24 protein-coding genes and 1 tRNA gene are annotated in these 18,634 nt (G+C 63.2%); 5 read left to right on the top strand and 20 right to left on the bottom strand.

The genetic code is table 11. The annotated features are described in order from the left end of the window. The first annotated feature begins 50 nt into the window (after positions 1 to 50). Positions 51 to 356, top strand: coding sequence for a DciA family protein (locus FHW64_RS08765; protein ID WP_184525126.1), 306 nt, complete (start codon positions 51 to 53; stop codon positions 354 to 356). A 61-nt stretch (positions 357 to 417) separates the two neighbouring features. Here the strand turns inward: FHW64_RS08765 and FHW64_RS08760 are convergent. The 6 genes from FHW64_RS08760 to petA form a co-directional block, all read right to left on the bottom strand. Then, positions 418 to 493 (bottom strand) — tRNA-Thr (locus FHW64_RS08760). Between the two features lie 39 nt (positions 494 to 532). Then, positions 533 to 1,108, bottom strand: a complete 576-nt coding sequence (locus tag FHW64_RS08755; protein ID WP_184525125.1) for a ClpXP protease specificity-enhancing factor — start codon at positions 1,106 to 1,108, stop codon at positions 533 to 535. Between the two features lie 19 nt (positions 1,109 to 1,127). Continuing rightward, entirely contained in the window at positions 1,128 to 1,739 is a 612-nt protein-coding gene (locus tag FHW64_RS08750; RefSeq protein ID WP_088955903.1) for a glutathione S-transferase N-terminal domain-containing protein, read from the bottom strand. Positions 1,740 to 1,830: 91 nt separating this feature from the next. Continuing rightward, positions 1,831 to 2,586 (bottom strand): cytochrome c1, encoded by a 756-nt coding sequence (locus tag FHW64_RS08745; RefSeq protein WP_184525123.1) that lies wholly within the window; start codon positions 2,584 to 2,586, stop codon positions 1,831 to 1,833. A gap of 16 nt (positions 2,587 to 2,602) precedes the next feature. Then, positions 2,603 to 4,003 carry a cytochrome bc complex cytochrome b subunit gene (locus tag FHW64_RS08740; protein WP_184525121.1) on the bottom strand — a complete coding sequence of 467 codons (1,401 nt, stop codon included), beginning with the start codon at positions 4,001 to 4,003 and terminating at the stop codon, positions 2,603 to 2,605. 13 nt (positions 4,004 to 4,016) lie between these two features. Then, positions 4,017 to 4,631 carry a ubiquinol-cytochrome c reductase iron-sulfur subunit gene (gene petA, locus FHW64_RS08735; protein ID WP_184525119.1) on the bottom strand — a complete coding sequence of 205 codons (615 nt, stop codon included), beginning with the start codon at positions 4,629 to 4,631 and terminating at the stop codon, positions 4,017 to 4,019. 181 nt (positions 4,632 to 4,812) lie between these two features. Between petA and mscL the strand changes: the two genes are divergently transcribed. After that, positions 4,813 to 5,235 (top strand): large conductance mechanosensitive channel protein MscL, encoded by a 423-nt coding sequence (gene mscL / locus FHW64_RS08730; RefSeq protein ID WP_184525117.1) that lies wholly within the window; start codon positions 4,813 to 4,815, stop codon positions 5,233 to 5,235. Here mscL and pdxA read toward each other — a convergent pair. The 3 genes from pdxA to FHW64_RS08715 are packed head-to-tail and all read right to left on the bottom strand — an operon-like array spanning position 5,222 to position 8,390. Then, positions 5,222 to 6,259: a 4-hydroxythreonine-4-phosphate dehydrogenase PdxA gene (pdxA, locus tag FHW64_RS08725; protein ID WP_221210245.1), complete on the bottom strand. Its 1,038-nt coding sequence runs from the start codon at positions 6,257 to 6,259 to the stop codon at positions 5,222 to 5,224. The genes mscL and pdxA overlap by 14 nt on opposite strands. A gap of 8 nt (positions 6,260 to 6,267) precedes the next feature. Next, positions 6,268 to 7,041: a Nif3-like dinuclear metal center hexameric protein gene (locus tag FHW64_RS08720; RefSeq protein WP_184525114.1), complete on the bottom strand. Its 774-nt coding sequence runs from the start codon at positions 7,039 to 7,041 to the stop codon at positions 6,268 to 6,270. Continuing rightward, a complete protein-coding gene (locus tag FHW64_RS08715) occupies positions 7,038 to 8,390 on the bottom strand; it encodes an MFS transporter (RefSeq protein ID WP_184525107.1) in 1,353 nt (450 codons plus the stop codon). The genes FHW64_RS08720 and FHW64_RS08715 overlap by 4 nt, the downstream gene beginning before the upstream one ends. Positions 8,391 to 8,675: 285 nt before the next feature. Here FHW64_RS08715 and FHW64_RS08710 point away from each other — a divergent pair, with 285 nt between their 5' ends. Beyond that, positions 8,676 to 9,839, top strand: a complete 1,164-nt coding sequence (locus FHW64_RS08710) for a trypsin-like peptidase domain-containing protein (RefSeq protein ID WP_184525105.1) — start codon at positions 8,676 to 8,678, stop codon at positions 9,837 to 9,839. 24 nt (positions 9,840 to 9,863) lie between these two features. Here the strand turns inward: FHW64_RS08710 and tatC are convergent, their stop codons facing one another. From tatC to FHW64_RS08665, 9 genes are all read right to left on the bottom strand, one after another. Continuing rightward, complete coding sequence (gene tatC / locus FHW64_RS08705) at positions 9,864 to 10,661, bottom strand: twin-arginine translocase subunit TatC (protein WP_184525103.1); 798 nt, start codon at positions 10,659 to 10,661, stop codon at positions 9,864 to 9,866. Positions 10,662 to 10,718: 57 nt separating this feature from the next. Beyond that, positions 10,719 to 11,177 (bottom strand): Sec-independent protein translocase protein TatB, encoded by a 459-nt coding sequence (gene tatB / locus FHW64_RS08700; protein ID WP_184525101.1) that lies wholly within the window; start codon positions 11,175 to 11,177, stop codon positions 10,719 to 10,721. A 13-nt stretch (positions 11,178 to 11,190) separates the two neighbouring features. Next, on the bottom strand, positions 11,191 to 11,427 hold the full coding sequence (gene tatA / locus FHW64_RS08695; RefSeq protein WP_184525099.1) for a Sec-independent protein translocase subunit TatA: 237 nt from the start codon (positions 11,425 to 11,427) through the stop codon (positions 11,191 to 11,193). Between the two features lie 65 nt (positions 11,428 to 11,492). Further along, a complete protein-coding gene (locus tag FHW64_RS08690; RefSeq protein ID WP_184525097.1) occupies positions 11,493 to 11,852 on the bottom strand; it encodes a histidine triad nucleotide-binding protein in 360 nt (119 codons plus the stop codon). Then, positions 11,842 to 12,231 (bottom strand): hypothetical protein, encoded by a 390-nt coding sequence (locus tag FHW64_RS08685; protein WP_184525096.1) that lies wholly within the window; start codon positions 12,229 to 12,231, stop codon positions 11,842 to 11,844. The genes FHW64_RS08690 and FHW64_RS08685 overlap by 11 nt, the downstream gene beginning before the upstream one ends. Before the next feature lie 9 nt (positions 12,232 to 12,240). Then, entirely contained in the window at positions 12,241 to 12,630 is a 390-nt protein-coding gene (locus FHW64_RS08680; protein WP_184525095.1) for a phosphoribosyl-ATP diphosphatase, read from the bottom strand. Next, positions 12,627 to 13,028, bottom strand: a complete 402-nt coding sequence (gene hisI / locus FHW64_RS08675; RefSeq protein ID WP_184525094.1) for a phosphoribosyl-AMP cyclohydrolase — start codon at positions 13,026 to 13,028, stop codon at positions 12,627 to 12,629. Before hisI ends, FHW64_RS08680 begins: the two co-directional genes overlap by 4 nt. 44 nt (positions 13,029 to 13,072) lie before the next feature. Then, the gene (gene hisF, locus FHW64_RS08670) at positions 13,073 to 13,852 is read right to left on the bottom strand and encodes an imidazole glycerol phosphate synthase subunit HisF (RefSeq protein ID WP_184525093.1); all 780 of its coding nucleotides are present in this window, start codon (positions 13,850 to 13,852) and stop codon (positions 13,073 to 13,075) included. 19 nt (positions 13,853 to 13,871) lie between these two features. Then, positions 13,872 to 14,714 (bottom strand): D-hexose-6-phosphate mutarotase, encoded by an 843-nt coding sequence (locus tag FHW64_RS08665; RefSeq protein WP_184525092.1) that lies wholly within the window; start codon positions 14,712 to 14,714, stop codon positions 13,872 to 13,874. Positions 14,715 to 14,813: 99 nt separating this feature from the next. On the opposite strand from FHW64_RS08665, the gene FHW64_RS08660 reads away from it, so the two are divergent. Then, positions 14,814 to 16,121, top strand: coding sequence for a dicarboxylate/amino acid:cation symporter (locus FHW64_RS08660; protein ID WP_184525091.1), 1,308 nt, complete (start codon positions 14,814 to 14,816; stop codon positions 16,119 to 16,121). A 7-nt stretch (positions 16,122 to 16,128) separates the two neighbouring features. Next, positions 16,129 to 17,067 (top strand): amino acid ABC transporter substrate-binding protein, encoded by a 939-nt coding sequence (locus FHW64_RS08655; protein ID WP_184525090.1) that lies wholly within the window; start codon positions 16,129 to 16,131, stop codon positions 17,065 to 17,067. A gap of 12 nt (positions 17,068 to 17,079) precedes the next feature. Here the strand turns inward: FHW64_RS08655 and hisA are convergent, their stop codons facing one another. Together hisA and hisH are read right to left on the bottom strand one after the other, a co-directional pair. After that, positions 17,080 to 17,826, bottom strand: coding sequence for a 1-(5-phosphoribosyl)-5-[(5-phosphoribosylamino)methylideneamino]imidazole-4-carboxamide isomerase (gene hisA, locus FHW64_RS08650; RefSeq protein WP_184525089.1), 747 nt, complete (start codon positions 17,824 to 17,826; stop codon positions 17,080 to 17,082). A 135-nt stretch (positions 17,827 to 17,961) separates the two neighbouring features. Continuing rightward, positions 17,962 to 18,612 (bottom strand): imidazole glycerol phosphate synthase subunit HisH, encoded by a 651-nt coding sequence (gene hisH, locus FHW64_RS08645; RefSeq protein WP_184525087.1) that lies wholly within the window; start codon positions 18,610 to 18,612, stop codon positions 17,962 to 17,964. Positions 18,613 to 18,634 lie beyond the last annotated feature (22 nt).

Below are 18,634 nucleotides of genomic sequence, written 5' to 3'. Positions count from 1 at the left end.
ACCGCACATTTTAGCCCTCTTGTTTGATTCCCTGATTTCAGAACTTTCCTATGAATCGCCGCTTCAATGCCGTCTCCGTCTTCCAGGCCACGGAGGAGTCGCCGACCCTCGCGAGCCTTGCGGCGCGAGCACGTGACGCGGCCGAAAGGCTCGCGGCCATCGTCGATTTGATCCCCGCCGAGTTGCGCCAGAGCGTTAAGGCAGGCCCCGCGGAAGATGACGTCTGGTGCGTGCTTGTCACCGGCAACGCTGCGGCTGCCAAGCTGCGCCAACTGACCCCCACGTTCCTGTCGCGTCTGAAGTCGCGCGGCTGGCATGTAACCACGCTCCGCATCAAGATCCAGACGCGAAGCTGACGGAAACGCGCCACGCCAGCAACGAAAAAAGCCCTGGGCATTGCTGCCCGGGGCTTGTGAGTGGTGCCGCTTGTCGGAATCGAACTGACGACCTACCGCTTACAAGGCGGTTGCTCTACCAACTGAGCTAAAGCGGCGAAGTATGGGATTCTAGCGACCGGCGACTCGCGCCAATCTCACTTGATCCGCTTCAGCGATGGCCGGGAGCCGCCGCCAGAAGGTGGCCGCGGCGGATCCTCCGAAGGGGTCGGCGCAGAGCCGGCCTCCACGGTTTCCTCGGCACCCTCGCCAGTAACGAGATGGACGACGCGCCCAGGATCACCTTCCGCACCTCGCGTGGCATCGCGCAATGGCGTGCGCGGCGATGCCGAAGCAGGCGCTGGAACCGACGGCACGGCGGCCTGATTTCCCTCGGGCGACTGAACCGGCACCGGTGCCGGAAACGCCATCCCCTGCCCGTTCTCGCGCGCATAGATGGCGATCACGCGGCTGACTGGAACGATGATCTCCCGGGCCGTGCCCGCGAAACGCGCCTTGAATTCGATGAACTCGTTGCCGAGATTCAGCGAGCTCGTCGCGTCGAAGCTGATGTTCAGCACGATCTCGCCGTTCTTGACGTACTCGCGCGGGACCTGGACCGTGTCGTCGACCTGCACCGCAACATACGGCGTGAAGCCGTTGTCCGTGCACCATTCATAAAGCGCCCGAATGAGATACGGGCGTGTCGAGGACGATTCGAGCGCGTTGATCATGACCGGCTGCGCCAGCGTTTCACTTCCGCATGACCTTTTCGGATGGGGTCAGTGCTTCGATGTAGGCCGGACGGGAAAAGATTCGCTCAGCGTACTTCAAAAGCGGCGCCGCGTTCTTGCTGAGGTCGATACCGTAGTAGTCCAGGCGCCAAAGCAGAGGGGCAATCGCGACGTCGAGCATCGAGAAATTGTCACCCAGCATGTACTTGTTCTTGAGGAACACCGGTGCGAGCTGCGTGAGACGGTCGCGGATGTGCGAACGAGCCTTTTCGAGGGCCTTCTCATTCCCCTTGGAGCTGCGGTTTTCGAGCGTGGAGACGTGCACAAAGAGCTCCTTCTCGAAGTTGAGCAGGAACAGGCGCACACGCGCGCGATCGACCGGATCGCCCGGCATCAGTTGGGGATGCGGGAAGCGCTCGTCGATGTACTCGTTGATGATGTTCGACTCGTACAGGATCAGGTCGCGTTCCACGAGGATCGGCACCTGTCCGTACGGATTCATCACGCTGATGTCTTCCGGCTTGTTGTAGAGATCGACGTCGCGAATCTCAAAATCCATGCCCTTTTCGAACAGCACGAAACGGCAGCGGTGAGAAAAAGGGCAGGTCGTTCCCGAATACAAGACCATCATGGCGAAAGGCTCCTAAAAATCAAAAAGAGTGGGTCGCGTACGCAACCCACTCTGCGGGACCAGGCGCACGAGGCACCCGATCGGCATGGCGTTACTTGACGTCTTTCCAGTACGCGGCATTCAAGCGCCAAACAAAGACCACTGCCATGACAAGGAACAGCAGCACCCAGACGCCCACGCGGATGCGCGTGTTCTGCGCCGGCTCGGCCATCCATTGCATATAGCTGACGAGATCGCCCACGGCCTGGTCATACTGGACCGGCGTCATGGTACCGGGTGTGATCTGCTCCCAGCCCTTGAACACCTCGACCTCGTGGCCGTGGGATTCGACCTTGTCGAAAATCGGACGGCGTTCTCCCTGCAGCTCCCACAGCACGTGGGGCATTGCGACACTCGGGAATGCGAGGTTGTTCCAGCCCGTGGCTTTGGTTTCGTCGCGGTAGAAGGTGCGCAGATAGGTGTAGAGATAGTCCGCACCAGTGCCGCCGTGGCCGGCGCGAGACCGGGCAACCAGCGTCAGATCGGGCGGAATGCCGCCGAACCACTCCTTCGCCTGGCGCGGATCGATGTTGGCCTTCATGGTTTCACCAACCTTGTCGGTCGTGAACAGAAGGTTGTCCTTGATCTGCTGCTCGGTGATGCCGAGGTCCTGCAGCCGGTTGTAGCGCATGAACGCCGCCGAATGGCAGTTGAGGCAGTAGTTGACGAAGAGCTTCGCGCCGTTCTGCAGCGCCGCCAGGTCGGTCGTGCGGTTCGGGGCCTTGTCCCAGGGGATGCCCTCTTCCGAGGCATGCGCGCCCACCACGAAACCAAGCGCTGCGATCAACGTGAGGATCAGTTTCTTCATTCTTGTGTTCTCCCGGTCAGTGGGCAGCGAAGGTCACGCGCTCAGGGACCGGCTTGAATTCGCCCAGACGGCTCCACCACGGCATCAGCAGGAAGAAGGCGAAGTAGAAGAGCGTCCCGACCTGCGACACACGCTCGCCGACGGGCGACGGCGGCTGCACACCAAGATAGGCGAGCACCACGAAGTTGATCACGAAGATGCCGTACATGTACTTGTGCCAACCCGGACGGTAACGGATCGACTTCACCGGGCTGTGGTCCAGCCACGGCAGGAAGAACAGGATGATGACGGCGCCGCCCATTACGACCACGCCCCAGAACTTGGCGTCGATCGACAGCATCATCGCGGCGACACCGACGGCCACCACCACGATCAGGCCCTTGAAGATCGAAGGGATGCGCGTCTTCCACACGCCGAACACAGCACCGGCGACCACGCACGCGATGAGCGCGTACATCATCTCGCTCGTGATGGCGCGAAGCATCGAATAGAACGGCGTGAAGTACCACACCGGCGCGATGTGATTCGGCGTCTTCAGCGAATCGGCGGGGATGAAGTTGTTGTACTCAAGGAAGTAGCCGCCGGCCTCGGGCGCGAAGAAGATCACCGCCGAGAAGATCGTGAGGAACACGACCGTGCCGAAGATGTCATGCACCGTGTAGTACGGGTGCGACGGGATGCCGTCCAGCGGATGACCATCCGGTCCGCGCTTGGCCTTGATCTCGATGCCGTCAGGGTTGTTCGAACCCACTTCGTGCAGCGCGATCAGGTGAGCGACCACCAGGCCGAGCAGCACCAACGGCACTGCGATGACGTGGAAGCTGAAGAAGCGGTTGAGGGTCGCATCGCTCACCACATAGTCGCCACGGATCAGGATCGCGAGGTCCGGACCGATGAACGGAATGGCGGAGAACAGGTTGACGATCACCTGCGCGCCCCAGTAGCTCATCTGACCCCATGGCAGCAGGTAGCCCATGAAGGCTTCGGCCATCAGGCACAGGAAGATCGCACAACCGAAGATCCAGATGAGTTCGCGTGGCTTGCGATAGCTGCCGTAGATGAGCCCACGGAACATATGCAGGTACACCACGATGAAGAACGCCGAGGCGCCCGTCGAGTGCATGTACCGGATCAGCCAGCCCCAAGGCACGTCGCGCATGATGTACTCGACCGACGCGAACGCGAGCGCGGCGTCGGGCTTGTAGTGCATCACCAGGAAGATGCCGGTCACGATCTGGATCACGAGGACCAGCATCGCGAGCGAGCCGAAGATGTACCAGATGTTGAAGTTCTTGGGCGCGTAGTACTTGCCCCACTGATCGTTCCAGAGCGCGGTCAGCGGGAAGCGGTTGTCGACCCAGTTGAGCAGCTTCTCGTTCGCCGGAGCGTTGGGGGAGATTTCCTTGAAGTCAGCCATGTCGTCGTTCTCCTCAAGCCTTCTTGTCTTCGCCAATCAGGAGGCGAGTGTCGGAGAGGTACATGTGGGGAGGGACTGGCAGATTGTCCGGCGCCGGCTTGTTCTTGAAGACCCGCGCCGCAAGATCGAAGGTGGAGCCGTGGCACGGGCAGAGGAAGCCGCCTTGCCAGTTGTCGGGCAGCGAAGGCTGCGGGCCGGCCTGGAACTTGTCGGTCGGAGAACATCCGAGGTGGGTGCAGATCCCGACCACCACCAGGATCTCGGGCTTGATCGAGCGGTGCTCGTTGCGCGCGTAAGGGGGAGTGAACTCGTCCGGATTGCGCTTGGATTGCGGATCAGCGAGGAGCGGATCGAGCTTGGGCAGTTCGGCGAGCTGCTCGGGCGTGCGCTTGAGGATCCAAACGGGCTTGCCGCGCCATTCGACCGTCATCTTCTCGCCGACCTGGAGGCCGCCGATGTCGACTTCTACCGGGGCTCCGGCAGCCTTGGCTCTTTCAGATGGCTGGAACGTACTGACGAACGGCACGGCAACAGCCACTCCGCCCACCGCTCCTGCACAACCTGATGCGATCAACCACGTCCGCTTGCTAGTGTCAACCCGGGCGTGGCCGGCTGCGCTATCACTCATGGGGGATCCTCAATGTTCTTCGCTAAGGTCTTGGGGTCAACCAATGATTGTAGCGGAGCGTAAATCGCGAATTCAATGCGAAGAGACGCGCATAAGCGACACATTGCCTCCGTATTAATGCGCATCAAACACGCCCCTATACTGACCAGCCTTTCGCAATTCCGGACACGAGGTACCCGACATGAGCTTTCTCAAGGAGTTTCGTGAATTCGCCGTCAAGGGCAACGTGATCGACCTCGCGGTCGGCGTGATCATCGGTGGCGCCTTCGGCAAGATCGTCGAATCCTTGGTGGGCGACGTGATCATGCCAATCGTTGGGCTGGTGTTTGGCAGGCTCGATTTCTCGAATCTCTATATCCTGCTCGGGCCCAAACCAGCAAATGTGGCCGACACGCTGGTGGAACTGAAGAAGGCCAACGTGCCGGTGCTTGCTTATGGCAATTTCATCACCGTCGCCGTCAACTTCGTGATTCTTGCCTTCATCATTTTCCTGATGGTCAAGCAAATCAACAGGCTGCGGAAGACGCAAGATGCGGCGCCGCCAGCGACGCCTGAAGATACCGTGTTGCTGCGCGAGATCCGGGACAGCCTCAAGCAGCGCTGAACGCCGCTTCGCGCGAAAGCGATCGCGCCATGCGAACCGCCTCGATCAGACTCGACGCATCGGCGCGACCGGTGCCCGCAATGTCGAATGCGGTCCCGTGATCGGGGCTCGTACGCACGAGCGGCAAGCCCAGCGTCACATTGACGCCCTTCTCCACGCCGAGGTACTTCACCGGAATCAACCCCTGGTCGTGATACATCGCGACCACAACGTCGAACTCGCCGGTCCGCGCGCGCATGAAGACGGTGTCTGGTGCGTGCGGACCATGCGCAACGATGCCTTCCCTCTGTGCCGCCGCGATCGCGGGCGCAATGATGTCGCGCTCCTCGGTGCCGAATAGACCGCCCTCTCCCGCATGCGGGTTGAGACCCGCGACACCGATCTTCGGCGCCTTGCCGAGCACTGCGATCAACGAGCGGTGCGTGATCCGCAGCGTCTCCAGAACGCCATCGAACGTCACCGCCTCGATCGCCCGGCGCAACGACATGTGGATGCTGACGAGCACCGTCCGCAACTCGTCGTTGGCGAGCATCATCCGCACCGGCACTTCTGAAACCGGGCGACCAAGATGGGCGGCGGCTTCTGACTGGAGCAACTCGGTATGACCGGGAAAGTTGAAGCCGGCTGCTGCCAGCGCTTCCTTGTGCAAGGGCGCGGTCACGATGGCCGCGATCTCACCGCGCAATGCGGCGCGCGCGGCCCAGACAACGCTGTTGCCGGCGATGCGTCCTGCTGCGGCACTGACCTTGCCGAGCGCAATGGGCGCATCCGGCGCCTCCACAACTTGCAACACCGGCACGCAGTTCGGAGGGACGCCAGCCATTTCCGCCGGCGATTCAATCTCGGCAACCGGCAACGCGAGAGCACCGGGCGCGGCAAGCAACGCTGCGGCGCGCCGCACGAGACCGACGTCGCCCGCGACGAAGCAGCCGCGGAGGTCATCGCCCGAATCACGGAATGCCTTGACGATGATCTCGGGCCCGATGCCCGCAGGGTCACCCAGGGTGACGGCGATGGGGAGCAACACAGTTCTCAGGCGGGGTTGTCGATGTCGATGAATTCGTGCGCGAGGCCAAGTTGCTGCGCCACATGGCCCGCGACCGCCGGCGCGCCGTAGCGCTCGGTCGCATGATGACCACAGGCAAGGAACGCGACGCCCATCTCACGCGCGTAGTGGGCTTGGGGCTCGGAAATCTCACCGGTGATGAAGGCATCCGCACCAGCAGCGATCGCAGCCTCGAAGTAGCCTTGCGCACCGCCCGTGCACCATGCGATGTTCCTGATCGGCTTTGGACCGCCCTCGACGAGGGTGACCGACTTGCCCAGCGCCCTTTCCACATGCGTGGCCAATGCCTTCGCGTTCGCAAACGATTCGCCGTTGGCCCTCGCGCCGAGAAAGCCGAGTTCCTGCTCGCCGAAGCGACCGGTAGAGCCGGTATGCGCCGCGAGTCCGAGTTTGTCGCCGAGCTGCGCGTTGTTGCCGAGTTCGGGATGGGCGTCCAGGGGCAGGTGGTAGGCGAACAGATTGACGTCATCGCCCAGCAGCAATCCCAGGCGCTGCCGCATCCACCCTGTCACGCGACCATCCTGGCCACGCCAGAACAATCCGTGATGCACGAAGATCGCGTCGGCTTCGGCATGGATCGCAGCCTCGATCAAAGCGCGGCTCGCGGTCACCCCGGAGACGATCTTGCGAACTGTGGTGCGGCCTTCAACCTGCAGGCCGTTAGGCCCGTAGTCCTTGAATCGCTCGGGGGCGAGCAGCAGGTCGAATGCGTGAAGGAGTTCGTGGCGGGTCGTACTCATTGCGCCATTGTGGCCCCGGCCGGCGCGCCCCGCATCGCATGGCCGCGCGCCGCGAGTGGCAACAGGCCGAGGACGAAGCCGAGAGCCGCCAGCAGTCCGACGTAGTGCGCTGGCGCCATCGGATCTTTCTCCAGCCACAGCGTGAGGATGACTGGGGTCAGGCCGCCGAAGATCGCGTAGGACATGTTGTAGGCGAACGAAAGCCCTGTGAAGCGCACCGGTGCAGGAAAAGCCCGGACGCCGGCGATCGGCACCGTTGCGATCGTGCCGACGAAGAAGCCCACCAGCCCGTAGTGCCACATCAGCGATTCCGGCGCGCCGGGAAGACTTGTGTAGAACAGGTAGGTCGTCACGAAGAGACCGCCCCACCCGATCAGCATGACCGCGCGCGTGCCGATGCGATCGGTCGCCCAGCCAACCAGAATGCAGCCGAGCGTGAGCATCAACGTCGCGACCGCGTTTGCCTCCAGCGCGAGCGTCGCAGGCACATGGTGGACCTTTTGCAGGTAGGTGGGCGTGTACAGAACGACCACCACGATCGCTGCCGAGAGGACCCACGTCAACAAGGCAACGAACACGCTCGCGCCGCGATGCTCACGCAGCACGGTCTTGAGGGGAAGCTCGCGCGCAACGCTGCGTCGATCCGCGAGTTCACGAAACACTGGCGTCTCGTGAAGAAAGCGCCGCAGGTACACCGACACCAAGCCGAACACACCACCGAGGATGAAGGGAATGCGCCAGGCGAAGTCCGCAACCTCGGCCGACGAATAGCGCTTGTTGATCGCCACCGCAACCAGCGATCCCAGCAGAATCCCGCCCGTGATGCCCGAAGTCAGCGTGCCGACACCGAAGCCATAGCGGCGCGCCGGCACGTGCTCGGCCACGAAGACCCAGGCGCCGGGCATCTCGCCGCCGATTGCCGCACCTTGCAGCACCCGCATCGCGAGCAGCAGCAGCGGCGCGGCAACGCCGATGCTGGCGTAGGTCGGCAGCAGGCCGATCACAAGCGTCGGCGCCGCCATCAGGAAGATCGAGAGCGAGAACATGCGCTTGCGGCCGAGCTTGTCGCCGAAATGCGCGATCGCGATGCCGCCCAGCGGTCGCGCCAGATAGCCGGCCGCGAAGATGCCGAAAGTCTGGAGCTGGCGCAGCCAGTCCGGCATGTCGGCGGGGAAGAAAAACGCCCCCAGCACGGTGGCGAAGAAGACGTAGATGACGAAGTCGTAGAACTCGAGCGTGCCGCCGAGGGCCGACAGCGCCAGCGTCTTGTAGTCGCGGGCATTGAGTGCGCGCGCAGGGGTGGAGGCAGAAAGCGTCGAAGCGCCTTCGACAAAGGCTTGTGCAGTCATGGCAAACGAAGAGAAACCGGTGAAAGCGACCCTCGGCGAACCGAGGCCTGGGGCTCTTGCGTATGCGGCTTTTCACTGCAGGGTTGTGCGCGCGCCGCGCCGAAGAAGTCCTTGTAAGGCGTCCGGCCGCAAGCCCGTCGATTTTAGGGTTTTCCCTAATTTCTTGCCTTATGTGGATATGAAACCCCCGTCCGGCACCCGAAAGCCCCGCCAAGCGACTGGTGGACAATTGACCTTTTGGCGCCGCATGAGCGGCGCTTGCTATCACCGTCTCTCAGCTTTTTCATGAAACGCACCTGGTTGCTGTTTTCACAGGCCGTCACCGTCCTTCTCGCGGCCTATTTCGTGGTCGCAACGCTCAAACCCGAGTGGCTCGACAAGCGGGCGCGTTCGCTCGGTGGGGTGGTTTCAGTCGTCGAGGCCCCTCCGAGCAACCCCGTGGCGGTCGCAGCGGGCAGCCTGAGCGCTGCCGCGAAGAAGGCGTCCCCCACCGTGGTGAGCATCAATACCAGCAAGGCGGCACAGCTCAATCCGCGCAGCAACGACCCCTGGTTCCGCTTCTTCTTCGGCGACCAGGGCGCGGATCAGCCCCAAGTCGGCCTCGGCAGCGGTGTCATCGTGAGCGCAGAGGGCTACATCCTGACCAACAACCACGTCGTGGAGGGCGCGGACGAGATCGACGTGACGCTCAACGACGGCCGGCACGCGCGGGGCAAGGTGATCGGCACGGACCCGGAGACCGATCTGGCGGTGCTGAAGATCGAGCTCGACAAGCTGCCGGTGGTCGTCCTGGGCAACTCCGACACCCTGCAGGTTGGCGATCAGGTTCTCGCCATCGGAAATCCGTTCGGTGTCGGCCAGACCGTCACGAGCGGCATTGTTTCAGCGCTTGGGCGCAACAAGCTCGGCATCAACACCTTCGAGAACTTCATCCAGACCGATGCCGCGATCAACCCCGGCAACTCGGGCGGCGCACTGATCGACGTGAACGGAAACCTTGAAGGGATCAACACCGCGATCTACTCGCGCTCGGGCGGCAGCATGGGCATCGGATTCGCCATTCCGGTCTCGACGGCCAAGCAGGTGCTGGAGGACATCGTGAAGTCGGGCCGCGTCACTCGCGGCTGGATCGGTGTGGAGCCGAACGATCTTTCACCGGAGCTGGCAGAGACCTTCGGCGTGAAGGCGAATTCGGGCGTGATCATCACCGGCGTGCTGCAGAACGGCCCGGCAGCGAAGGCCGGCGTGCGCCCTGGCGACGTCATCACCGGTGTCGGCGAGAAAAACGTCGGCAATGTTCAGGAACTGCTCACCGCCGTCGCCGGGCTCAAGCCGGGCAGCGCCACGCGCTTCGCGCTACAGCGCGGCGGCGACAAGCTGGAGTTGGATGTGACGCCGGGCTCACGGCCGAAATCGCAGATCCGGCGCGCGCCGGACCAGACCGAATAGGGCAACGAGGATTGGGGAATCCACTCAGGGCTGGGCGGAATCGGCGCTTTCTTCCGGCGCCTTGCTGTACTTGGTGAAATAGCGCGCCCCGATGATGCCCACTTCGTACAGCAGGCACATCGGGATCGCGAGCGCCAGTTGCGAGACGACGTCCGGCGGCGTGAGCACCGCGGCGACGACGAACGCCACGACGATGAAATAGCCGCGGAAAGAGCGCAGCTTCTCGACCGTGACCATTTCGAATCGAACCAGCAGCATCACCACAATCGGCACCTGGAATGCCACGCCGAAGGCGATGTAGAGCGAAAGAATCGCCTCCACATAAGAAGCAATATCGGGCGTGGCCGCGACTGCCGCCGGCGTGAACCGCTGGATGAAGCTGAACATCTTGTCCAGCACGAAGAACTGGACGAAAGCGATGCCCGCATAGGCCAGCAGGCTGCCGAAGATGATCAAGGGAAGCGCAAAGCGCTTCTCGTGGCTGTAAAGCCCCGGCGCCACGAACATCCAGCACTGATACATGAGCCACGGAAGTGCAAGCAGCACCGCCGTCATCAGCAGCACTTTCAGCGGCACGAAGAAGGGCGAGAAGACGCCGATGGCGATCAGCTTCGCGTCCGGGGGCATGTGGGCGCGGATCGGTACTGCGATCAGGTCGATCAGCCCGCTCGGCCCCGGCCAGATCGCAAGCAGGACGCCGGCCACCGCAAGACCGTAGAGGCAATAGAGCAAGCGATCCCGCAGCTCCATCAGGTGTTGGACGAAGGGCTGTTCGGTACCAGCCAGTTCGTCTTCTTTGTTCTTGTCTGTGGGGTCAGCCATGTGGGGGCGCGGTCGGGAACTCGGGGCGCGCTCGACGCGACCGGATCGACGCCAAAGCTAGTTGATCTTGTGGGGGCGGTAGCGCGCCACGCGCGCCGCGCCTGAAAGCGCCTTGGTACGGACGCCGTTGCGGGACTTGTACCACTGCGGCGTGGCACCCTGCTTCAAACGCCAGTTCTTGCGCGGATGCTTGTATTGGGGGTAGACCGGCGTTGCCTCGGCCGATTCGGAAGACGACTGACCGATGTCGGCGAACTGCTTTTCAAGGTCGCTGGCGCCGGAATGGATGCTGTGCTCGACCTCGCGAGCAGCGTCCTGCACCGTGTCCTTCATCTTGCGAAGCTCGTCGAGGTCCATCGATCGATTGACCTCGGCCTTGACATCGTTCACGTAGCGCTGCGCCTTGCCGAGCAAGGTGCCAACAGTACGCGCCACACGCGGAAGCTTTTCCGGCCCGAGCACGATCAGCGCAATCGCGCCGATCAGCGCAAGCTTGGAGATGCCGAGATCGATCACGGACGGCCGTCGGTCAAGACTTCTGACGTGCTTCGACGTCGATCGTCGACTTGTCGGCGGCGGCGTTGCTGGTGACTTGCGCGCTCGGGGCCGGCGGCGTTTCAGGCGCTGCGCCGTCCTTCATGCCGTCCTTGAAGCCTTTGACTGCGCCGCCGAGGTCAGACCCCATGTTGCGAAGCTTCTTGGTGCCGAAAATCATCACGACGACCAGCAGCACGATAAGCCAGTGCCAGATGGAAAGAGAGCCCATGGATTACTCCTGAAGAATGTGAAGAATTTTAGTCGGGGCGCAAATGCCGCTCGACGGGACGGATATCAGCCTCTAAGCCATGGGCGCGGGCCGCCCATGACGTGGACATGCAGATGGTGGACCTCCTGGCCGCCTTCGGCCCCGGTATTGACCACGATGCGGAAACCGCCCTCCGGATACGGCCTGCAGCCCTGCTCGATCGCGAGTTTCGGCGCCAGCGTCATGATCTTTCCGAGCAGCGGTGCATCGTCCGAAGTCACCTGGGCCATCGAGGGAACATGCTTCTTGGGCACGATCATGAAGTGCACCGGCGCCCACGGGGCAATGTCGTGGAAGGCAAAAAGCTCTTCATCCTCGTAGACCTTCTTGGAGGGAATCTTCCCTTCGATGATCTTGCAGAAGATGCAGTTGGGGTCAGAGGACATTCGATGGCTCCATGGATCGGCCCGCATTCATTCGCACCATCCCCTTGACGATGCGATAGAGGAACCAGAGGGAAATGAGCGCCCAGGCGGCCCAGCCCGGCACGAAAAACAGCAGCCACAGCCAGGAGGTCAGCACGTACAGCAGGCCTGCCCAGAGCACGGAGCGGATGCGCCAGCTGAAATGCGATGCCTGCCACGTGCCGGCGGCATCGTCTCGTTTGACCAGATCGATGATGAGCGCGATCAGCAGGAGCCCGATGGAGGCCTGCGCGCCCGGCAACACTGCGCCCACGGCAACCACCAGATGCAGGATGTAGCTGACCCAGCCCCAGGTCTTGAGCGAGTCATCAGGATCCACGGTGACGATGTCGTTGGGCATGGCGTCCTCTCAATCGTTCGAAGCTTCGCGCGCCTGCGCCTTGCGCAAGGCCTTTTCCTCGATACCGCTCGTGCCTTCACGGCGCTCGAGCTCCGCCACCACGTCGCTCGGCGCGAAGCCGTAGTGCGCGAGGGCGATCATGCTGTGGAACCACAGATCGGCGACTTCGTTCACCAGTTTCGTGCGGTCGCCACCGTGATCGGCGTCTTTCGCGGCCATCACGACCTCGGTCGCTTCCTCTCCGATCTTCTTGAGGAATGCATCCGGGCCGCGATGCAGCAAGCGGGCAACGTAGCTTTTCTCGGGGTCGCCGCCGCGCGCAGGCAGGCGGCTTTCGATGACGGCGGCGAGGCGCGCCAGCGCGTCCTCGGCATTCCGCCCAGCGGTATCGGTACTCATCTTGGGGTCGGTGTGTAGATCGTTGCGGGGTCTTTCAGGACCGGTTCAGTCACGACCCAGCGGCCATTCTCGTACTTGCTGAAGAAGCAGCTGTGACGGCCGGTGTGACAGGCAATTCCCGGCTCATGGCCGCGTTGGGTGACCTTGAGCAGCACGACATCGTTGTCGCAGTCGAGACGGATCTCGTGCACGGTCTGGACGTGGCCCGATTCCTCGCCCTTGAACCAGAGCTTGGCGCGCGACCGGCTGAAATACACGGCACGGCCGGTCTCTGCCGTCTTGGCCAGCGCCTCGCGATTCATCCAGGCGAACATCAGCACATCGTTGCTGCCCTGTTCCTGCGCGATCACCGGCACGAGGCCGTTCGCGTCCCATTTCACTTCGTCCAACCAGTCCATGTGGCTATTGTCGGTGGAATAAATGTCACACCGTCCGTGGTCGGTTACTGCCGCACGGGAATGCCGCGCGCAGCCATTTGCGCCTTGGCTTCGCCGACCGTGAATTCGCCATAGTGAAAGATGCTGGCTGCCAGCACAGCGTCGGCACCGCCGATCTGGATGCCGTCCGCCAGATGCGCAAGGCTGCCGACACCGCCGGAGGCGATCACGGGGACGCTCACCGCGTCACTCACCGCCCGGGTGAGTTCGAGGTCGAAACCGCTCTTCGTGCCGTCCCGGTCCATGCTGGTAAGGAGGATCTCGCCCGCGCCGCGACGGGCCATTTCGGCCGCCCACTGCACCGCGTCGAGGCCGGTGTTCTTGCGTCCCCCATGGCTGTAGACGTCCCAGCCGGGGCCGCGCGTGGCGGCGTCCTCTGCGCTGCGGCGCTTGGCATCGATGGCCACCACGATGCACTGCGCGCCGTATTTCTGCGAGGCGTCCTCGATCACCTGCGGATTGGCGATGGCGGCCGAATTGAAGCTGGTCTTGTCCGCGCCGGCATTCAGCAGGCGGCGGACGTCCGCCACCGTTCGTACGCCACCACCAACCGTCAGCGGAATGAACACCTGCGAGGCGACCGCCTCGATGATGGGCAGGATCAGGTCCCGGTCATCGCTGGTCGCCGTGATGTCGAGGAAAGTGAGCTCGTCAGCGCCCTGGGCGTTGTAGCGGGCCGCGATTTCGACCGGGTCGCCGGCATCCCGCAACTCGACGAAATTGACGCCCTTGACGACACGGCCGCCGGTGACGTCGAGGCAGGGAATGATGCGTTTGGCAAGCATGGGGATTCAGGACAAGGATTCAGGAGACGGTGAGTTGCTGCCAGCCCTGCCACTGCGCACCGGGCGCCAGCAGAACGGACTCGTCGATGCGCGCGGCCTCGACACAGAGCATGTGGCGCCAGCCGTCGTCCGGCAGGTCGTCGAGCTTGGCGCTCAACGCCGGACCGGGGTTCCACACCACGGTTTCGGTGCAGCTCGCACTCTGGGAAATCTCAAGCGTGCCGGACGGCTGCACGAGGCGCAACGGCGCCGCGGGGGACGCATAGACGCTGTCGAACTCGCTGCCGAAACGAACTGAAGGAGCAACCTCGACATGCCGGTCGTCGCGGACTGCATCCCACCGGTTGGCACCCTGGAGGCCCTCGAGCGCGGCTTCCGTGACGTCATCGACACGAAGATAGGAATGCAACGCGGCAGCGAACGACCAAGGCCCGCTGCCGGTGTTGTCGATCGTCAGCGCGATGCGCAATGCATGCGGCGCCAGCGTGACGACAAGGCGGGCGCGGAACGAATGCGGCCAGATCGCCCTCGTTGCCGCATCGTCGTGCAGCGCGAGGGTGGCGGTCGCGTGCCTGCCGTTCACCTCGACGGATTCCGCCTGCCAGGGGAGATTGCGCACAAAGCCGTGCTTCGGCAAGGAACCGCGCATGTTGAACTGGGGCCAGCAGATCGGCACACCGCCGCGAATGGCGCTCTGGCCGTCGAAACGCGCATCGGGGCTGAGATAGAGCCGTTCCACGCCGTCGGCCGTCATCCACGACAGCACATGCGCGCCGTGCAGGGCCACCATGCAGCTGTCACCGCCGGGCAGCGCGAAACGCACCACTGGCTGGCCACGGAAGGTCGACGTTTGGGCAGACATGGTCCGATTCTAGGTTTGGCCGCGTCGGGATTGCGGCCGGCGCTGTTTTCGCTTGAAATCTCATCAGCAGACTCGCTGGTCCCGTCACGAGGAGAACCCATGAGAAGAAAGCTGCCGCCCGCCGCCTGGATCCTGATCGCGATGGTGATCGGGATCATCCTCGGCTACATGGTCTTCGTGAATTTCCCCAACAAGCGGACAGCGGCGGAGATTGCGGGCTACATCTCGATCGTCTCGGACGTGTTCCTGCGGCTCATCAAGATGCTGATCGGCCCGCTGGTGTTCTCGACGCTCGTGGTGGGCATCGCGCACATGGGAGACGCCGCGTCAGTGGGGCGCGTGTTCGGCAAGGCGCTGGCGTGGTTCATCACCGCCTCGCTGGTTTCGCTGGTGCTGGGTCTGGTCATGGCCAACCTGTTGCAACCAGGGCACAACCTGGGACTCCCATTGCCGGACATTGGGGCTTCCGCGAATCTCGCGACTTCCAAGTTCACGCTGAAAGATTTTGTTGCCCACATGGTGCCGAGATCCTTCGTGGAAGCGCTTGCGAACAACGAGATCCTGCAGATCGTGGTGTTCTCGATGTTCTTCGGCGTCGCGCTGGCATCTCTGGGTGAAAAGGGCAAGACGCTGGTCGCCTCGATCGACGAGCTTTCGCACGCCATGCTCAAGATCACCGGCTACGTGATGAAGCTCGCGCCGCTCGCAGTGCTCGCGGCGATGGCCGCCACGGTGGCGGTCAACGGTCTGGACATCCTGCTGAAGTTCGCCGTGTTCATGGGCGGCTTCTATCTGAGCCTCTTCATGCTCTGGGGCCTGCTGGCCTTGGCCGGGTTCATCTTCCTCGGCCCGCGCATCGTGAAGCTGCTGCAGTACATCCGCGAGCCTTTCCTGTTGTCGTTCGCGACCGCAAGCTCGGAGGCGGCATACCCGAAGATCCTGGTGGCGCTCGACCGCTTCGGCGTCAAGCGCAAGATCTCGAGCTTCGTGATGCCGATGGGTTACTCCTTCAACCTGGACGGCTCGATGATGTACTGCACGTTTGCAGTGCTCTTCATTGCGCAGGCCTACGACATCCATCTGTCGATCGCCACCCAGTTCACGATGCTGCTGATCCTGATGCTGACCTCCAAGGGCATGGCCGGTGTGCCTCGCGCCTCGCTGGTGGTGATTGCGGCAACGCTGAACCAGTTCAACATCCCCGAGGCCGGGTTGCTGCTGATCCTGGGCGTGGACACCTTCCTGGACATGGGCCGTTCGGCCACCAACGCGGTGGGCAATTCGATCGCCACTGCCGTGGTCGCCAAGTGGGAAGGCGAGCTGTTGTCCGAGAGCGAAGCCGACGCGAACGCGCGCTCCATGGACAAGGAAAGCGCCGCCACGCTCGCCAACCCGATGCACGCCTGAGGCCACCATGACGCTCTCGCGGACGCTGACGGCAATCACAGCCCTGTGGCTGGGCTTCGCCGGCGTTGCGCCACAAGCTGCGGCGCAGACCGAGCCGACGCCCGCAACGCCCGCAGCGCTCTCCGGCACGCTGGCGAAAGTGCGCGACGCCGGCGCCGTGACCATCGGCTACCGCGAATCCTCGATCCCCTTCTCGTTCCTGTCGCCGCGGAACGAGCCGATCGGCTACTCCATCGAGCTGTGTAAGGCACTGGTCGAAGCCATGGGCGATGCCGTGCACAAGACGCTCGCGACGAAATGGGTACCGGTCACCGCCGAATCGCGCATCGACGCGGTGGTCAGCGGAAAGGTCGACCTCGAGTGCGGCTCAACCACCAACAACCTCGAGCGCCAGAAACGCGTGGCGTTTTCGCCGACGATCTTCGTTTCCGGCACCAAGCTGCTGGTGCCGAAGGGTTCGCCGATCAAGTCGTTCAGGGACTTGGGCGGCCGCCCGGTCGCGGTAACCAGCGGAACGACCAACGAGAAGACGATGCGCGACATCGCAGCACGCTTCAAGATCGGCATGAACCTGCTGGTTTCGCGCGACCACGCCGAATCGTTCGGACTGGTGAAATCGGGCAAGGCGGAGGCGTTCGCGACGGATGACGTGCTGCTCTACGGCCTCATCGCGCAGGATCGCGGTGGCAGCGACGGCGAGAGCAACTACGAGGTCGTCGGCGAATTCCTTTCGTACGACCCATATGGCGTGATGTACCGGAAGGACGATCCCGAGATGGCGCGGGTCGTGAACGACACCTTTCACGATCTCGCCGAAGACGGCGAGATTGAGCGGCAGTACAAGCGCTGGTTCCTGCGCAAGCTCCCTTCGGGCACCGCGCTGAACCTGCCGATGAGCCCTCAGCTGGAGACCATCATCCAGACGATGGCCGTGCGCTCGGAATAGCCCGGTGAGGCGTCAGGCCGCGTCGGCCAGTTCGTCGGCGCGGGCCTGCGCAGCGGCAAAGTCGAGATCGCCGGAATAGATCGCCCGGCCGCAGATCACGCCTTCGACGCCTTCGTTCTCGATGGCGCAGAGCTTCTCGATGTCGGCCATGTTCGACAGGCCGCCCGATGCGATGACCGGAATCGTGAGCGCCTGCGCCAGACGCACCGTGGCGTCGATGTTGATGCCCGAGAGCATGCCGTCGCGGCCGATGTCGGTGTAGATGATCGACTCGACGCCGTAGTCCTCGAACTTCTTGCCCAGGTCGGCCACTTCGTGGCCGGTCAGCTTGCTCCAGCCGTCCGTCGCCACCTTGCCGTCCTTGGCGTCCAGGCCGACGATGATGTGGCCGCCGAAGGCGCTGCACGCATCCTTGAGGAAGCCAGGGTTCTTGACCGCGGCGGTGCCGATGATCACGTAGCGCAGGCCATCGTCGATGTACCGTTCGATGGTGTCCAGGTCACGAATGCCGCCGCCGAGCTGCACGGGGATGTCATCGCCCACTTCCCGGAGGATGGCCTTGATCGCCGCATGATTCTGCGGTTTGCCCGCGAACGCGCCGTTCAGGTCGACGAGGTGCAGCCGCCTTGCACCGGCTTCCAGCCACTTGCGCGCCATCGCGGCGGGATCTTCGCTGAACGTGGTCGACTGGTCCATATCGCCCTGCTTGAGGCGGACGCAATGGCCATCTTTGAGGTCGATCGCAGGAATGAGGAGCATGGTGCGGGATTGCTTGGGACGAGCGATTGAATCGCGGGAAATCTGGGTGGGGAGAGGGAATGAAAGGCGGGATCGTACCCAGAATCGGGCGCGCACATCCGCAGCCCGGACCTGTCGGTCGATGCGTCTACTGTCTCAAGGATTCCAGTGGAGGAAATTTCGATAGAGCTGCAACCCATGGTCCGCGCTCTTCTCGGGGTGGAACTGGGTGGCAAAAATGTTATCGCGTGCGACCGCGGCGGTAAAGCGGTCGCCGTAGTCCGCCTCCCCCACACTGTGGGCGCGGTCGGCGGGCTTCGCGTAAAAGCTGTGCACAAAATAGAAGTAGCTCTGGTCAGGCACGCCGGCCCACACCGGATGCGGCCGCGTCTGAACGACCTGGTTCCAGCCCATCTGCGGGACCTTGTAGCGGCTGCCGTCGGGCTGCTTGCGCCCCTCCAGCTCGAACTTCCGGACCTCGCCGGGGATGAGACCGAGCCCATTCGTCGGGCCCTCGTCGCTGCGGGACAGCAGCATCTGCATGCCGACGCAGACGCCGAACAACGGCTTGCTCGCCGCCGCTTCTAGCACGGACTCCAGGAGGCCCGAATCGCGCAGCTCGCGCATGCAGTCGGGCATGGCGCCCTGCCCCGGCAGTACGACGCGGGTTGCGCGACGCACCACGTCCGGATCGGAAGTGACGAACACCTCCACCCCGACCTGATCGGCCGCATGCTGGACCGCCTGCGACACCGACCGCAGGTTGCCCATGCCGTAGTCGATCACAGCGACAGTGTTCTTCGTCATGGATGAGTCTCCGCGCAGCAAC

Origin of the sequence: Variovorax sp. Sphag1AA (assembly GCF_014192575.1) — a bacterium.
Lineage (GTDB): Bacteria > Pseudomonadota > Gammaproteobacteria > Burkholderiales > Burkholderiaceae_C > Variovorax.
This window is presented reverse-complemented; position numbering and strand designations above follow the sequence as displayed.

What these genes read in the sequence shown, in the direction of transcription:
- hisH (WP_184525087.1), bottom strand. Translation starts at nt 18,612, where the DNA reads ATGACGAAGAACACTGTCGCTGTGATCGACTACGGCATGGGCAACCTG.
- FHW64_RS08765 (WP_184525126.1), top strand. Translation starts at nt 51, where the DNA reads ATGAATCGCCGCTTCAATGCCGTCTCCGTCTTCCAGGCCACGGAGGAG.
- FHW64_RS08685 (WP_184525096.1), bottom strand. Translation starts at nt 12,231, where the DNA reads ATGCCCAACGACATCGTCACCGTGGATCCTGATGACTCGCTCAAGACC.
- FHW64_RS08750 (WP_088955903.1), bottom strand. Translation starts at nt 1,739, where the DNA reads ATGATGGTCTTGTATTCGGGAACGACCTGCCCTTTTTCTCACCGCTGC.
- FHW64_RS08715 (WP_184525107.1), bottom strand. Translation starts at nt 8,390, where the DNA reads ATGACTGCACAAGCCTTTGTCGAAGGCGCTTCGACGCTTTCTGCCTCC.
- hisI (WP_184525094.1), bottom strand. Translation starts at nt 13,028, where the DNA reads ATGGACTGGTTGGACGAAGTGAAATGGGACGCGAACGGCCTCGTGCCG.
- FHW64_RS08745 (WP_184525123.1), bottom strand. Translation starts at nt 2,586, where the DNA reads ATGAAGAAACTGATCCTCACGTTGATCGCAGCGCTTGGTTTCGTGGTG.
- FHW64_RS08660 (WP_184525091.1), top strand. Translation starts at nt 14,814, where the DNA reads ATGAGAAGAAAGCTGCCGCCCGCCGCCTGGATCCTGATCGCGATGGTG.
- FHW64_RS08720 (WP_184525114.1), bottom strand. Translation starts at nt 7,041, where the DNA reads ATGAGTACGACCCGCCACGAACTCCTTCACGCATTCGACCTGCTGCTC.
- FHW64_RS08665 (WP_184525092.1), bottom strand. Translation starts at nt 14,714, where the DNA reads ATGTCTGCCCAAACGTCGACCTTCCGTGGCCAGCCAGTGGTGCGTTTC.
- petA (WP_184525119.1), bottom strand. Translation starts at nt 4,631, where the DNA reads ATGAGTGATAGCGCAGCCGGCCACGCCCGGGTTGACACTAGCAAGCGG.
- FHW64_RS08710 (WP_184525105.1), top strand. Translation starts at nt 8,676, where the DNA reads ATGAAACGCACCTGGTTGCTGTTTTCACAGGCCGTCACCGTCCTTCTC.
- FHW64_RS08690 (WP_184525097.1), bottom strand. Translation starts at nt 11,852, where the DNA reads ATGTCCTCTGACCCCAACTGCATCTTCTGCAAGATCATCGAAGGGAAG.
- FHW64_RS08755 (WP_184525125.1), bottom strand. Translation starts at nt 1,108, where the DNA reads ATGATCAACGCGCTCGAATCGTCCTCGACACGCCCGTATCTCATTCGG.
- hisA (WP_184525089.1), bottom strand. Translation starts at nt 17,826, where the DNA reads ATGCTCCTCATTCCTGCGATCGACCTCAAAGATGGCCATTGCGTCCGC.
- hisF (WP_184525093.1), bottom strand. Translation starts at nt 13,852, where the DNA reads ATGCTTGCCAAACGCATCATTCCCTGCCTCGACGTCACCGGCGGCCGT.
- FHW64_RS08655 (WP_184525090.1), top strand. Translation starts at nt 16,129, where the DNA reads ATGACGCTCTCGCGGACGCTGACGGCAATCACAGCCCTGTGGCTGGGC.
- tatC (WP_184525103.1), bottom strand. Translation starts at nt 10,661, where the DNA reads ATGGCTGACCCCACAGACAAGAACAAAGAAGACGAACTGGCTGGTACC.
- mscL (WP_184525117.1), top strand. Translation starts at nt 4,813, where the DNA reads ATGAGCTTTCTCAAGGAGTTTCGTGAATTCGCCGTCAAGGGCAACGTG.
- FHW64_RS08680 (WP_184525095.1), bottom strand. Translation starts at nt 12,630, where the DNA reads ATGAGTACCGATACCGCTGGGCGGAATGCCGAGGACGCGCTGGCGCGC.
- FHW64_RS08740 (WP_184525121.1), bottom strand. Translation starts at nt 4,003, where the DNA reads ATGGCTGACTTCAAGGAAATCTCCCCCAACGCTCCGGCGAACGAGAAG.
- tatA (WP_184525099.1), bottom strand. Translation starts at nt 11,427, where the DNA reads ATGGGCTCTCTTTCCATCTGGCACTGGCTTATCGTGCTGCTGGTCGTC.